Origin of the sequence: Caldanaerobius polysaccharolyticus DSM 13641 (assembly GCF_000427425.1) — a bacterium.
Taxonomy (GTDB): domain Bacteria; phylum Bacillota; class Thermoanaerobacteria; order Thermoanaerobacterales; family Caldanaerobiaceae; genus Caldanaerobius; species Caldanaerobius polysaccharolyticus.
Map to the genome: position 1 here is coordinate 254,091 of NZ_KE386495.1, position 15,268 is coordinate 269,358.

Sequence of the window (15,268 nt, forward strand, 5' to 3'; positions counted from 1 at the left end):
ATTTATAACAACACTCCTGCACTTAAAAGAATATCTTTAATTTTTTTAGCCTGTTCATCATTGATTTTGATAGCTGGCTTTCGGGGCGTAGATGATATATCTTTTAAAACCATAGATACAGCAGCTTTTATAGCCGATACAAAAGGCTGTGATATATCGTAAATATTCATGAGTTTGTTTACTTTTTTTTGCAACAATGACACTGTTTCCATATCATTTTCCCTAAAAGCCTCTAATAGCTTTGCAAATAGCGCTGGAGCTACATTAGTTAATCCACCAATTACGCCGTCTCCTCCAGCCATCAAATTTGGAATAAAATATTCATCAAAACCTGAAAAAACCATAAAGTAATTTACTTCAGATTTTACGGTCTCTATTAATCTCCTTGTATGACTCATGTTGTCCACAGTGTCTTTAATTCCCACAATATTTTTGAAATCTCTTGCCAATCTTAAAACTAAATGAGGGCTTAAATTTACTGATGTTCTATCAGGAAAGTTATACAAAATAATAGGTATATCTACGCATTTTGCTATTTCAGCATAATACCTGTATATGCTTTCTTCGTCCAGTTTAAAATAGTATGGCGATATAACTACAACCCCGTCTACTCCTGATTTCTGTGCGTACTTGGTCAATTCAATTACCTCTTCCATTACAGTACCACCTGTACCGATTAAAACTGGTACTCTCTTGTTAACAGATCTAACCGCCAGATCTATAATCTCCTTTTTCTCATGTAACGTCATATTAAAAAACTCGCCCATACTTCCTGCAAACAGGATACCGTTTATTTTATTATTTATTAAGTTATTTATCATCATTTCATTACCCTTATAGTCTATTTTACCATTTTCATCAAAAATCGTTATCATCGGGCAAATAGCACCTTTTAACATGATCTCACCATCCTTTTTCATTTTCGAACTAATAAAATAGCCTGACCACGTTTATCCCTTTTTGTTTTGCTTTTATAACCAATATACCCCGCTTTAAATGGGTTCTGCAACGCAAACTTAACTACGCCGCATCTTCAAATAAGGCTACAGCCTGTTCAATGACCATTTTTACTACATTGTCTAGTTCTTCCTGGTCTTTAAAGCCCTTTCGGCGCAGCAATCTCTTGACCGTTGCCCGAATAGAAGCTTTGATGTTTTCTTTAATCGTCCAATCTACCTGTCCTTCGGTTTTATTCTTTATTATCCTCACCAGTTCCCTGGCAATCTCTTTTGCTTCTTCGTCATTTAAAATCGCTTCTTTTCCTTGACTAACAATATCATAAAATGCAACTTCCTCTTCTGTTAAATCCATCTCTTTTGCCCGTTTATCCATGTTCTGCATTTCTTTGGCTAAATCAATAAGGTGTTTTATAACCTCTGCAGATGTGATTGCACGATTGTGATATTGATTTAAAACCTTTTCTATCATCTCTTTAAAAGAAGCATACTTTATCTGGTTCTTTCTGCTTTTGGCCTTGACTTCGTCATTAAGTAGTTTGCGCAAAACCTCAATCTGCAGGTTTTTATTTTCATGTCCCATAAGTTCATCTAGAAACTCATCACTTAAAATAGATAAATCTGGTTTCTTCAATCCAGCTGCATCAAAAATATCAATCGGTTTGTCGCTTGCCGCAACACCTTCAGAAATGATCTGTTTTACGGCACTATCCAGTTGTTCAATCGACAATCCTTTAGGTGGAGTGTATTTGACGACATTACTCCTTACTGCTTGGAAAAAAGCTACATCAGAGCGAATACGCATTGCTTCTTCTCGCGGTACAACAAGGGCAAAAGCCTTACTTAAAGCATTGCACTGATCAAGAAAATCTTTCTTTATGTTTTCGTCTCTGTTGATTAATTCCATAGCCTGCTTCAGAAGATAAAGCTTATCGTCTGCACTTTTTCCTTCCCATCCTGCAAAATCAATACCGTGGATGTATGAACAGACAATATCATACTTTTCCTGCATAATCCTTATGGCTTCATCGATGGGTAAGGTAGCAGACTCCTTGCCTGTACTTATGGTGTAATTCGCCAGTGCCCGTTTTAAATCATCAGCAATACCGATATAATCTACTACCAATCCCGCTGGTTTATCCTTGAACACCCTGTTGACTCTGGCTATGGCCTGCATTAAATTGTGCCCCTTCATGGGCTTGTCGATATACATGGTGTGCAAACATGGCACATCAAAGCCTGTAAGCCACATATCCCTGACAATTACCAGCTTAAGAGGGTCTTTGGGGTCTTTCATCCTCTTTTCGATTTCTTTGATCTGGGACTTGGTATACAGATGGGGCAAAAATTCCTTGGGATCTTTTGATGCATTCCCCGACATTACGATTTTAATTACACCTTTGTCTAAATCATCGCTGTGCCAGTGCGGTCTTATTTTTATTATTTCGTTGTAGAGGTCAACACAAATCCTGCGGCTCATACAGACTATCATGCCCTTGCCTTCAAGCACTTTGCATCTTTCTTCAAAATGCTCAACAATGTCCCTTGCCACAGTTTCAAGCCTTTCCTGTGTTCCCACCATGGCTTCTAGAGCTGCCCACTTTGTCTTTAACTTATTCTTTACTTCTTCTTCCTCGCCCTCAGTCACTTCTTCAAAATCTCTGTCAATATCCTCATTTATTAGGTGAAGTTTTACCAATCTTCCTTCGTAGTAAATGGGTACAATAGCTTTGTCTTCTACTGCCTGTTTCATATCATAAATGCTGATATAATCTCCAAATACCTGAAGGGTAGATTTGTCCCCCAACTCAATAGGCGTTCCGGTAAAGCCAATAAAGCTGGCGTTAGGAAGTGCCTGTCTTATATTTTTGGCAAGACCATCGATAAACTCATAGTGCGACCTATGGGCCTCATCAACAATGACAATGATGTTGTTGCGGTCAGAAAGCAGAGGGTAGGTTTTGCTTTTGTTTAAGGCTCTTTTGAATTTGGGATCAATAACTTCTAAACCTTCTTCTGCTTCAGCCTGGAATTTCTGAATGGTGGTAAAAAAGATACCACCTGCTGCAACTTGCGAAAGTTTTTCTTTTAAGTCTTCCACGCTTTCTGCCTGTTTTGGATAAGGAATTAAGTCGCTTGAATTGCAGAAAGTCCCATACAACTGGTCATCAAGATCGTTGCGGTCTGTAATAACTACAATTGTAGGGTTCTGAAGTTCTTTAAGCTGTATAACCTTCCCTGTATAAAACACCATAGAAAGGCTCTTACCGCTACCCTGCGTATGCCAGAACGTACCTATTCTCCTATCACCATCAGGAGATGTTGCTTTAATTGTTTCTTCTACTGCCTTATTTACACCGTAATATTGGTGATACATGGCCATAATTTTAATTACCTCGTCTTTTGTAGTGGTAAAAGTGACAAAGTTCCTGATGATATCCAGCACCCTGTTTTTATCAAACATACCTTTTATCAATACCTCAAGGGCTGGCATTCCCTCTACGCTATGTATTCCGTCAATGGACTTCCATGCAGAGAATCTCTCCCATGGTGCAGTAAGCGTTCCTGCTTTTGCTTCCGTCCCATCGGATACAACGCAGATCTCGTTATAAGCAAAAAGGTCTGGAATATCCCTTTTATACAATTCAAGCTGTCTATACGCTCCTTCTATCGTAGCTGTCTCATCCAATGGATTTTTAAGTTCAAATACTCCAACTGGCAGGCCATTGATATAGACGATAATATCAGGAATTCTTACACCTGCACCTTTGATTTTCACCTGATTGCAGACAAGAAAATCGTTGTTTTCTGGGTTTTCATAATCAAATATCTTTACTATTTCTCCAATTTCTTCACCTTCATTGTTGCGTCTTGTAACCACTGCACCATTGCGGTATATTTTGTGTATCTCCTTGTTGTTTAGCTCAATCCTTGGATACTGAAAGTTTTTTAGCTGGCGCATAGCATCTTCAATACAGCTTGATGGAAGGAGGGGATTTAATTTTATCAGTGCATTATAAAGCCTATTCTTTAAGATAACCTCCCTGTAGTCTTCCCTATCCTCAATTGGTATTTCGCTGCCGTGCAGGTATTCATACCCTATGTCTTTAAACCATTTGATGGCTGCTTCCTCTACAACACTCTCGAAATTAGCGTTTAAAGACATCGTCAATTCACCCCTTTATACCATTCACTATATTGTTTAGAACATTAAAATCTGCATAAGCTTATCCTTCATCATTTCTTTGCGCTTATAGAAAAAGTCTTTAAAATTAACAATAGAAAGATCCAAACCTCTCAAATAGTGAAGATCTTTATATTGATTTTTGGCAATGTCATCTTTATAGTTTTCATCGAACCATTCGATGAAAGGTTTTGCACTCTTCGACATATTTACGTTACCTTCTAAAAGCTGTAAATTGGGAATCTTATTATAATTTTCAATGCAAAATTCAATATCTTCTGGTTTCACTCCTAATTTTAGGAGTTTTTCTCTACTCGTAAAGAAACTTTTGGGATGAATATGGTCCTGATGAAATAGATTGTTATAATTTAGTGTGGGATATAAAAGAGCTAAGACCGAAAAAGTATATCTTTTGCCGTATTCATATTCCAATAGATTTTCTATTTCATCTTCGCCAAAATCCAACGATTTCGGTGTGCCTTTCAGCCTTTGTTTCATATTGTCAACTGGGAAACTATTCAAGTTATCTCTTATAACCTCTCTTATAGTCCTTAAAATATTATCTGATTGCCCGCCAAAAATTTGCTTCAAAAGAACAATATGAAGCCATTTTTTTATCTTTTCTCTTTCATCCCCAAACTTAACAGAAGTTACAAAACTACCATTTAGACCTTTTTTATACAAATAATAAGCTATTGGTATAATTGCATTATTTGAAGTTAAGGTCTGATAATCAAAGCCGAATGTATTTATTAATTCTACGCTTGTCCTTATGCTTTCCTTTATCTTATCCCAGTTATCTTGAATAACCGCCATATTTTGAGCGTTAAAATTGTCAACTTTAAATCTGATATCACTAATATCGCAGAGGACAAGGCAAGTCTTCAAGACAAAGTCTTTATTAAATGTAAATCCTCTTCCAATATCATTAATTTCATCTACGAACTTTATAATTTCCTCTCGTGCATCCCTTTTATACCATTAGGCAGTAGCAATTGAAAGTAGCAAATCAGAATAACTCAACTCCGTGCCGCCACTATTTACACGTATAAAAATATTCAACACCTTATCAAGTTCTTGATCTTCTTCAAGGTAATAATTTATCAATGTTCGCTTAAAAATAACATCTGATAATCTAAAAAGTGTTCTAGATGCAAATTTATTTGTAGCAAGCTGATTTTCAATCAAAAAATCATTAATCAGTGAAGGATCTTCACGATTAAATTTCTTTTCATCAAGAATATCTCCTACTTTAAACCAAAAAGTGTTTTCATCTCTTTTTTTTGCATCTTCCTCGGTAAGAAATCTGAAATCATATTTCAAATCTTCATCATCAGCTTCTTTAAGTAAATTCAAATAGAGATATTTCTTCGGAAAAGCAGCAGGATTATCCCATCGCATATAAGGAATTTTTGATGCATAACTTCCTTTTAAAGCAATATAAAGGGAAGTAAGTCTCTGTTGTCCATCAAGCACTGATATAATTTCTTCATCACCCATCAAAACTGCTTTCTGATTGTGGCTTTTGCCCTGATGATAGTGGCAGATAAATTCATAAAACTGATATTTTTTTACGCTTTCCTTTGAAACCTTCCAAAAAAGAAAAGAACCAATAGGATAACCCCTCATGATTGAATCAAAAAGCCGTTCTATTTGCTCTTCGCTCCAAACAAACTCCCTTTGTATCGCAGGAAGCAGATATTTCCTGCTACTTATATTTTTTATGGCATCATATATCGTAATCGGTGTTTGAAATGACATGTCTTTATACTCCTTTCAAGGTTGTTAATCAATTTTCACATTACCCTTATTTCGCCTGATATAAGTTTGGGAAGCAAGGTATCGCGAAGTTGGGATAAAATTTTCACTTCTCTTCCGTTGCTTATATAAAACTCAATTAAAGGACTTAATATTCTGTCAAATTCCTTCAGCCATTCATCATCTGGTACGATTACTTTTGCCTGACTCAAATGTTCTCGCTTGATGTGACCCATTGTTGTTGCTTTATCTTCAGCAATTCTTCTAAAATCGTTAAGATGATATTTTATCCAATAATAATAAAACCATTTAGGATACTTCTCAGATGAAACTTTGAATAAATGCTGATTTAACCCTGCTTTGCCGCCACACCATACTCTTACTTCCAAACTACCTGACCATGAAAAAATTACATCTCCGTCATCTACAATATATCTTGGATCAATATCCGTCCTACATTTATCGCTATCGGAAGAGGTTGCACCCTGTTTCAGTTCTCTTATTTTTAATACAGGGAGATAATTATTCTCATCGACGGGGCGATATTTTTGCATTGCTAATCCGTTTAAAAAATCGGCAATTTCATCAAGGGCTTTAACTTCCCACCCCTTCGGTATTGGCCCCAATTCACTATCTACGAACTCTCCCCCGCTGGATTTATAAGGTTCACCATTTTCGTTTGGAAATTCAAAATCAATAAACCAATGCTTAAATATGGCCTGTGCTATTTCTTCAAGGGTTTTGTTCATCTCATTATTGAGTTCGATTTTATCGTCGAAAGCTGAAAGGATTGATGCAATTTTTTGTTGTATTTTAATTGAGGGAAGCTTAATCATCATTTTTTTTAAATGATCCCAATCTGCTCTTGGCATTTTAGTTCCTTTAGAAGAAGCAGTGGCTATATCGATAAATTTTTTTGAAGCTATAACATAAAAAAGAAAACTTTGATCTGCTATATCGCAATCTTTAGTTCTCAAAACCATTATATCAGTTGAACAAACACCACTAAAGCGTGGTTTATATACCTTCCTAAAATAAGGTCTCAACTTACCAAATAATATATCATTCGGTTCAAATCTGTATTTATTACTTATAACATCGGTAGACACTCCTATTCCAGAAAGCCTTAAAGTTCCTTGTTCTATATGTTCTAATCCTAAATATGGTAAAACCTCATTTTCATTTGGCTTGTATGAGTTTGTTACAACATCTAACACTTGACCTAACTCAACTTCTTTCCACTCACTCCCCATATCCCAACTCCTCCAGATTTGCCTTTATGATTTCATCAAGCCTTCTTGCTTCTTTCATTTGTTGATAAAGTTTCTCGGTTAGTTCTGCCATTTTTTCTTCAAAAGGTATACCGTCATCTTCTGCATCTTCTATACCCACATACCTACCTGGAGCCAATACGTAGTCATTTGCGGCAATGACCTCCATTGGCACAGCAGCACAGAAGCCCTTGATATCCTCGTAGCCCTTTTTATCCCTCCACTTGTGGTATGTATCAGCAATCTTTTGAATTTCTTCATCTGTAAACTCTCTATGGGTCCTATCTACCATAACGCCCATTTTCCGTGCATCAATAAAAAGTGTTTCTTTTGTTTCCCTGCTTTTGCGGATAAACCACAAACATGCAGGAATTCCTGTTGTATAAAATAGCTGTGGTGGCAGTGCTACCATACAATCCACCAGGTTATCCTCTATAATTCTTTTCCTTATTTCGTATTCCGCATTATTGCTTGTAGTCATAGAACCGTTGGCAAGTACAAAACCAGCCACACCATTTGGCGCAAGGTGATAAATAAAATGCTGTATCCACGCATAATTTGCATTGGAATCTGGTGGTAACCCGTATTTCCATCTTACATCATCTGCTACTCTATCTGCTCCCCAAACACTGTCGTTAAACGGTGGATTGGCCAATATGTAATGTGCTCTTAAATCCTTGAATTGATCATCTATATATGAATTACCCAGCTTTATATCCGCTTCAATACCTCGAATGGCAAGGTTCATTTTACACAATCTATAAGTAGTCGGGTTAGATTCCTGGCCATATACCGATATATCTCCTTTTTTACCCGCATGGGCTTCTACAAAGCGCATACTCTGGACAAACATACCTCCAGAACCACAACAGGGATCAAAAACCCTGCCATGCAAAGGTTGAATCATTTCGACGAGCAATTTAACCACGCTGTGCGGAGTAAAGAATTCGCCGCCACCTTTACCCTCTTTCTGTGCAAACATAGAAAGGAAATATTCATAAACCCTACCCAAAATATCTTTTTCATCGTCTTTGTTAAAATCAATGCTTCCAATCAAATTAACAATTTCGCCGAGAGTATGTGGATCCAAAGGTGCTCTGGTATATACTTTAGGTAGAACTCCTCTTAGTTGTTTAGGATTTTCTTTTTCAATCAAATCCATGGCATTATCAATGAGCTTCCCAATATCGCTTCGTTGAGCATTGGCCATAATGTACTCATATCGAGCTTCCTGTGGTACATAAAATACATTTACTGCCATGTATTCGTCTTTATCTTCCAATATAAATTGTACTTCTTCATCGTTTGTACAATAATATTCTTCGTTGCTTGGGTCTTTTATTAGATACTGTAATTCCTCCTGACGTTGTTTAAACGCATCGGAAATATATTTCAAAAAGATAAGTCCAAGAACAATATGTTTGTATTCCGAGGGCTCCATATTGTTTCGCAACCTATCAGCAGCTGCCCAAAGGGTTGAAGCAAAATTTAAAACTCCATCGTTATTTTGACCCACTTCTGTTTTTACCCCTTCCTTCAACTTCCTCCGTTTTCTTTAGATACTTCAATTATAACACATCATTTTGCTAAAACACATTCAATCTATTGCTGTTATACCATATTTTCTCGTCAAAACTAAAATAAATACTCCCACATAAAACCGCATAAAACAAGCCCCACTTCCTACATACATTAAAAAGTGGAGCTTATCTTAATTTATTTACTTTACTAAAACATCAGCAATGTATGCTATATGCTACACCGACTTTTGATAAAAGTATTACTTTATCTTTCTATTACAGGTATCCTTTTAATTCTCTTATCTGTAAATACGTCGTATTCATCCATACTTTTTGTTGAAAATTCAGATACCACCGCTCCCTCTTCTCCGGCCTGAAACCAGTGAAGAGTATTCGGCATAATAGTATATTGTTCTCCCGGATTTAATTCTACTTCATGGAATACTGTATAACATTGTTCATCTCCATGAGGTGGGTTGCATTTCCTGTTTTGAGTAGGTTCCCCTTCTACGTATAGGTAAACTTTACCGTATCTGCACCTAAAAGTTTCTTCTTTTCCTGGTTTTCCGTCAACTTCTGGATGCTTATGCTCAGGACAAGTTTGACCAGGGAATAACACCAATTCTTTTGCACAAACCCTTTCTGTATTAACATATACAACTAATTGTAATCCAGTTCTTTCTATGTCGTTTAAACCAAAATCTGCGATTTCTATATTCTCCTTTTCTTCTTCAGTTATAACAATATTTGCTTTTTTAAGGTATTCATACGTCTTTTCCTGTAATTTTTTATATTCCTCAAACTTCACTAAAATCCACCTTCCTTTATCTTAAATAAAATATATCACCATAAAAATCCTTATGTACCCAATCTTTGTGAGGAATATTTAGGGGAAGACATTTCCAACCACCTTCCATCCTTTTAATCACCTCTGTTAACGGCCTTATCCCACTTGTAGCATCTATAGATCCTACACTAAATGAACCAACGCCAATAGCAGTCTTTACTGCCATTTCAGGCGATGCTCCTTCAGCTATGGCAGCGAGAAAACCGGCAATAGTAGCATCACCTGAACCCGTAGTGCCTACTACTGGAGCATCAAAGCACGGAGCTATAAGTTCTCTGTTGCTCCATTGGACTACGTCTATTGCTTTATTCAAAGCAGACTCCTCTAAAATCTCTCTATTTGCCGTCCTGAGATAAAGGCCTTGATTTCCTAATTTAATGACAATAATTTTGCTTCCCATATCCAGCAGTTTTCTGGATAAATCACTTAACAGATCAACTGTTATTACTTCTTCCTTCCTTGAAGCTCTATTTAATTTTCCATAGGTCTCTTTATCAATCATATATAACAATTCATCAATACTGGGCAAAAAAATATCTACATATGGAAGTGTGTTTTTCAGCACTTTTACCCAATCGGCTTTACCTGCATCTGTGTTTGGATCGGGCATGGCCATATCTAAACTGGTTATGACTCCTGACGTTTTTACCTTTTCATACATATTCTTTAAATGAATTCCGTCATCAATATAAAACTGCCGCATAAGAGGCGGATAGCCAAAATGGAATATAAGGGCATCTATTAGTCTTTCATAAGGTATATCTTCCTCCGAAAAAGTATCGTTAACACCTGAATAATGAAGAAATATCCTATCAGTATCTGGCGGATTTAGTACTACAGTATAAGAAGTCTTTTCTCCGGTACTTATTATTATATTTTGTGCAATTTCTTCACTCTCACGCCTCAACATATCCAGTAGTATCTTTCCAAAGTAGTCATCCCCCACTTTCCCAATCATGCAAACATCAATACCTAATTTTCTTAAAGCAATCCCTGTATTAGACACGGCTCCTCCCGTAGATAAGCTTATATCCTCCATTTTAAGCAAATGACCCGGAATAAGCATAGATAAGTCGCCTTTTGTCCAGCCAGGTATTATATCTAGACTTATATACCCTGCTACTACTATTTTATTATAACTGCCCATTACTTTCCTCCCTTCATGTTTTAAATTTAGTTTTTAATAGCTTTTCATGGCGAAAATTTTCATGACTTTCATAGCGTGTTGTTTCATAGAATCAATAGCCCAACTTGTAATATCGTGATAAAATACCGGACCTCTTAACTCAGTTAACTTTTCCCGGATAGTCTCACCAGCATCTCTGGCCATATAAGTATAGTAATTAATTTTCCTTACACCATTAACAATTGCCTTATGGTAATCCTTTTCGCCAAGTCCAGATCCACCGTGCATTACAATTGGTACCATGGTTTTTTTATAAATTTCACTCAATCTTTGAAAGTCCAACTTAGGAGATGTTAAATACAAACCATGAACAGTTCCAAAAGACGCTGCTAATGCATTTATACCAGTCCTCTGAACAAAGTCGGCAGCCAAATCTGGATCAGTATAAATATAATTAATATCACTTTTTGAACTTGTAATCTCAGTGCTATGCTCAGACTCAATCATTGTTCCAAGTTCAGCCTCTACAGAAATACCCTTATGATGAGCATCCTTAACTATTTGACAAGTCACTTCAATATTTTTTTCATAGGGTAAATTCGATCCATCAAACATCACCGAGGTAAAACCCATATCCATAGCTTTATAAATTAACTCAAGGCTTCGGCCATGATCCAAATGGACACAAACAGGAACTTCCGCTGATTTTGCTGCTGCCAACATAATTGGACCTATTATTTCAATAGGCACAAACTTTTGATGCACTTCAGCATGAGAAATGATTACTGGCAATGATAATTCTTCTGCAGCGGCAATAACAGCCCTAATTGCCTCCAATGAAGGTGTATTAAAAGCTCCGATTGCATATTGCTTTTTTTGAGCCTCATAAAGCAATTCAGCAAGACTTACAAGCATTTTCACATACCTTCTCTCTATATCTTTTATTTTAGGCAAGAACAAATCTACTTCTCCATAGAACACTTATAATTTAACTTTTCCCCTCTTCAGATAATCTATATAAACAGCAATCAAAATCACAACACCTTTGGCTACATATTGCCAAAAAGAGTTGACGTTCATCAAATTCAATCCATTACTCAACACACCAATTATAAGCGCCCCGATTATAGTTCCACCTATGGTTCCATACCCTCCGCTCATACTAGTACCACCAAGAACAACAGCGGCTATAGCGTCCATTTCTGCTCCTTGACCAGCTGTTGGCTGCCCTGAGAACATACGAGAAGCTAATACAACTCCGGCAATAGCCGCCATTAAGCCACTGTAAGCATAAGCGAAAAAGAGTACTCTCGGAATTTTTATTCCTGAAAATCTCGCAGCTTCACGATTTCCTCCCACAGCGTACATATACCTTCCTAGTTTTGTGTTATTTAGTATTAGCATCGAAATAATTACTATGACAATCAAATATATAACTGGGGTAGGGATAACATCCCACAAATAACCGGCGCCAATAAAAGTAAATTGATCAGACATAACGCGTATGGGTTGCCCTCCGGTATAGATATAGGCAAGGCCACGAGCGATATTCATAGTTGCAAGGGTAACTATAAAAGGTGGTATAGTAGTTTTAGCAACAACAATTCCGTTAAACACGCCAATTAACAAGCCTACCAATAGTCCGATACATACCGCCACTGGAACAGAATATCCATTAAAAGCAATCATGCCACCGGTAATAACACCTGATAAGGCTATGATAGATCCTACTGATAGATCAATGCCTCCCAAAATAATTACCATGGTCATAGCACAAGCAAGATACAAATTTGTAGATACTTGACGAAGTACATTCATTATATTAGTTTGAGTAAGAAACGATGGTGATATAAATGATAAAAAAATGCACATAGCAATAAACCCAACTAAAATTCCTAGATTATCTTTTAAATATTGAAGAACAGGATTTAAAAAGCGAATAACTAAATTCTCATTTTTTTTCGTTACGTCAGTTTGTGCGTACATATTCTTTCCTCCCTATCGCGTAATGCATTATTGACTCTTGTGAAAATTCATTTCGTTCTAAAATGCCGGTAATAGTCCCATTACACATAACCACAACGCGATCACACATGTTAATAATCTCGGGCAACTCAGAAGATATCATAATAATGGATACTCCAGATGCAACAAGTCTATTCATAATTGCGTAAATTTCAGCTTTCGCGCCTACATCCACACCTCGAGTCGGTTCATCCAAAATTAAAATATCAGGCTTAGTTGCTAACCATTTAGCAATGACGATTTTTTGCTGGTTGCCACCACTAAGATCTCCTACTTTCTGCAATAGTGACGATGCTTTGATGGATAAACTATCTACGTATTTACTGGCAATCTTATCTTCCAATTTTTTATTTACTTTAATAAATTTTATAAATTCTTGCAATACTTTTATAGTAATATTAAATTTTACACTATCAATGAGAAAAAGCCCCTCTTCCTTTCTGTTCTCAGGAACCAAAGCGATTCCCATTTGCATCGCTTGGTTCGGATCTTTTATATTTACCTTTTTCCCTTTAATGAAGATTTCTCCAGAATCTATAGGATCAAGGCCAAATATGGCTCGCATAACTTCCGAACGACCAGCTCCCATCAAACCGGCGAAACCCAAAATTTCACCTTTTTTAAGACTGAAAGATATATCATTAAATACTCCTTTTCTTGTCAGGTGCTTAACTTCCAAAATAGTTTCACCAGGTTTATTGTAGGTTCTTACATAATAATTGGTAAGTTCACGACCAACCATCATCGAAACCAATTCATCAACCGTAGTTTGCTTGGTAACTTTTGTACCTATGTAATGACCATCTCTCATAACAGTTATCCTGTCGGATATTTCAAATAGCTCCGACATTCTATGAGATATAAATATAATTCCAACACCTTGTCTTTTTAGGGTTCTCATTATTTCAAAAAGAAATTTAACTTCCCTTTCAGTTAAATACGATGTTGGTTCATCCATAACAAGAATCTTTGCATTAAAAGCAATCGCTTTGATTATTTCAACAATCTGCTGTTGTGCGCCTGTTAGATTAGCAACCAAGGAAGTCGCATCTATATTAACTTTAAAATTGTCTAATAGTTTCTGGGCTTCTTGTATCATTGCCTTTTTATTAACCAATTTTGCAAAGCCAACAAGTTCTCTTCCTAAAAAAATATTTTCTGCTACCGTCATATATGGAACTAACGCCAATTCTTGATGAATAATACTTATCCCATATGCACGAGCATCTTCAACTGACTTAATCTCTACTTTTTTACCGCAAATATAAACTTCGCCTTTATCCATACTATATATGCCACCTAAAATCTTCATTAAAGTAGACTTTCCTGCTCCATTTTCTCCTAGGAGAGCGTGTATTTCGCCTTCCTGAAGTTCAAAATCAACATCCACCAAAGCGTTAACACCCGGGAAATGTTTACTAACATTTTTTAATTGTAGCAAAGAAGAAGCACTCATTAGGCTTGCCATCTCCCTCTCAAAATTTAACAACAGCTATAACATTGGAATATATATGTTTCCTATCTTATTTAGGCTTTTAGTACTAAATATGTCTTATCTAGTACTAAAAGCCTAAACTTCACTGCCATCCTGTTATGCCATATTTATCAACATTGTCTTTATTTATAAGAAAAGTTGGAACCGGAGTCCTTTTTTGGTAAGGCTCACCTTTAAGAATTTTATATGCCACTTCTACAGATTTAATAGCTATCTGTTTTGGAGACTGTGCACCGCTCCCTACAAACTGTCCACCCTTTGCAATCTCAGATTTAGCATCAGGAGACCCATCAACACCGTAAATTAAAATATCAGTTCTATGGGCAGCTTTAGCTGCCGCTAAAGCACCTAAAGCTGTGGGATCATTCCCACCCATTATAGCTACAATATCAGGATGAGCCTGAAGTATATCCTCCGTTAATTGCATGGCAGTTTGCAAATCGCCTTTAGCATCCTGCTGAGCAACAATTGTAAAACCCTTTCCTTTAATTGCACTCATAAAACCAGCAATTCTGTCATTTATAGAATTCATCGTAGGAGAATCGAGTATGGCAATCTTACCACCTTTAGGAAACCTCTTTACAAGATCTTCTCCACAAACTTTGCCCGCATTCTTATTATCCGAACCGACATAAGCAGTAACGTAATTAAAATCTTTAACCTCTGTATCAAAATTAATAATTGGAATACCAGCTCTTTTAAGTTCAACAAGAGCAGGCCTAATTCCCTCCCAATCAACAGGATTTAATAAAATTGCATCGATACCTTGAGCAATCATGTCTTCGATTTGATTTATTTGTTTGGAAACATCCATTGCTGGATCTGTAATAATCAATTCATCACCATTCTTTTCTATTTCGCTTTTCATGGTTTTCGCAATAACTTGGAAAAATGGATTGTTCATCGTCATACATGTATAGCCAAATTTATAATGTTTTTTTGTATTTGATTTGGATGTTTGTGAAGATTTACTAGAATTACACCCCACAAATAATATAGCTACCAGGAAAATTGTTAATAAAATAGTTAACAATTTTTTAACTTTTTTCATTTTAATTCCCTCCAATAATATGGTCTTTACAATTT

At 36.3% G+C, this 15,268-nt stretch carries 12 protein-coding genes; all 12 read right to left on the reverse strand.

All coding sequences use genetic code 11. The annotated features are described in order from the left end of the window. Positions 1–2: 2 nt before the first annotated feature. The 12 genes from dapA to CALPO_RS0107600 all read right to left on the reverse strand — a co-directional run bounded on the left by dapA (position 3) and on the right by CALPO_RS0107600 (position 15,233). Positions 3–899 carry a 4-hydroxy-tetrahydrodipicolinate synthase gene (dapA, locus tag CALPO_RS0107550; protein WP_026486769.1) on the reverse strand — a complete coding sequence of 299 codons (897 nt, stop codon included), beginning with the start codon at positions 897–899 and terminating at the stop codon, positions 3–5. Positions 900–1,020: 121 nt separating this feature from the next. Next, positions 1,021–4,122 (reverse strand): type I restriction endonuclease subunit R, encoded by a 3,102-nt coding sequence (locus tag CALPO_RS0107555; RefSeq protein WP_026486770.1) that lies wholly within the window; start codon positions 4,120–4,122, stop codon positions 1,021–1,023. A 36-nt stretch (positions 4,123–4,158) separates the two neighbouring features. After that, positions 4,159–5,028, reverse strand: a complete 870-nt coding sequence (locus CALPO_RS15350; RefSeq protein ID WP_245589922.1) for a hypothetical protein — start codon at positions 5,026–5,028, stop codon at positions 4,159–4,161. 93 nt (positions 5,029–5,121) lie between these two features. After that, a complete protein-coding gene (locus CALPO_RS15355) occupies positions 5,122–5,901 on the reverse strand; it encodes a DUF262 domain-containing protein (protein ID WP_245589923.1) in 780 nt (259 codons plus the stop codon). A 35-nt stretch (positions 5,902–5,936) separates the two neighbouring features. Continuing rightward, the gene (locus CALPO_RS0107565) at positions 5,937–7,151 is read right to left on the reverse strand and encodes a restriction endonuclease subunit S (RefSeq protein ID WP_026486771.1); all 1,215 of its coding nucleotides are present in this window, start codon (positions 7,149–7,151) and stop codon (positions 5,937–5,939) included. Beyond that, on the reverse strand, positions 7,141–8,709 hold the full coding sequence (locus CALPO_RS0107570; RefSeq protein ID WP_245589924.1) for a class I SAM-dependent DNA methyltransferase: 1,569 nt from the start codon (positions 8,707–8,709) through the stop codon (positions 7,141–7,143). The genes CALPO_RS0107565 and CALPO_RS0107570 overlap by 11 nt, the downstream gene beginning before the upstream one ends. A 245-nt stretch (positions 8,710–8,954) precedes the next feature. Continuing rightward, positions 8,955–9,497, reverse strand: a complete 543-nt coding sequence (locus CALPO_RS0107575) for a D-lyxose/D-mannose family sugar isomerase (protein WP_026486773.1) — start codon at positions 9,495–9,497, stop codon at positions 8,955–8,957. 16 nt (positions 9,498–9,513) lie between these two features. Continuing rightward, a complete protein-coding gene (locus tag CALPO_RS13545; RefSeq protein WP_051585917.1) occupies positions 9,514–10,683 on the reverse strand; it encodes a carbohydrate kinase family protein in 1,170 nt (389 codons plus the stop codon). 33 nt (positions 10,684–10,716) lie between these two features. Beyond that, complete coding sequence (locus CALPO_RS0107585; RefSeq protein WP_218915172.1) at positions 10,717–11,622, reverse strand: class II fructose-bisphosphate aldolase; 906 nt, start codon at positions 11,620–11,622, stop codon at positions 10,717–10,719. 21 nt (positions 11,623–11,643) lie between these two features. Then, on the reverse strand, positions 11,644–12,648 hold the full coding sequence (locus CALPO_RS0107590) for an ABC transporter permease (RefSeq protein WP_084295231.1): 1,005 nt from the start codon (positions 12,646–12,648) through the stop codon (positions 11,644–11,646). Continuing rightward, positions 12,632–14,155 (reverse strand): sugar ABC transporter ATP-binding protein, encoded by a 1,524-nt coding sequence (locus CALPO_RS0107595; protein WP_245589925.1) that lies wholly within the window; start codon positions 14,153–14,155, stop codon positions 12,632–12,634. Before CALPO_RS0107595 ends, CALPO_RS0107590 begins: the two co-directional genes overlap by 17 nt. A gap of 109 nt (positions 14,156–14,264) precedes the next feature. Then, complete coding sequence (locus CALPO_RS0107600; protein WP_026486777.1) at positions 14,265–15,233, reverse strand: sugar ABC transporter substrate-binding protein; 969 nt, start codon at positions 15,231–15,233, stop codon at positions 14,265–14,267. Between the last annotated feature and the right edge of the window lie 35 nt (positions 15,234–15,268).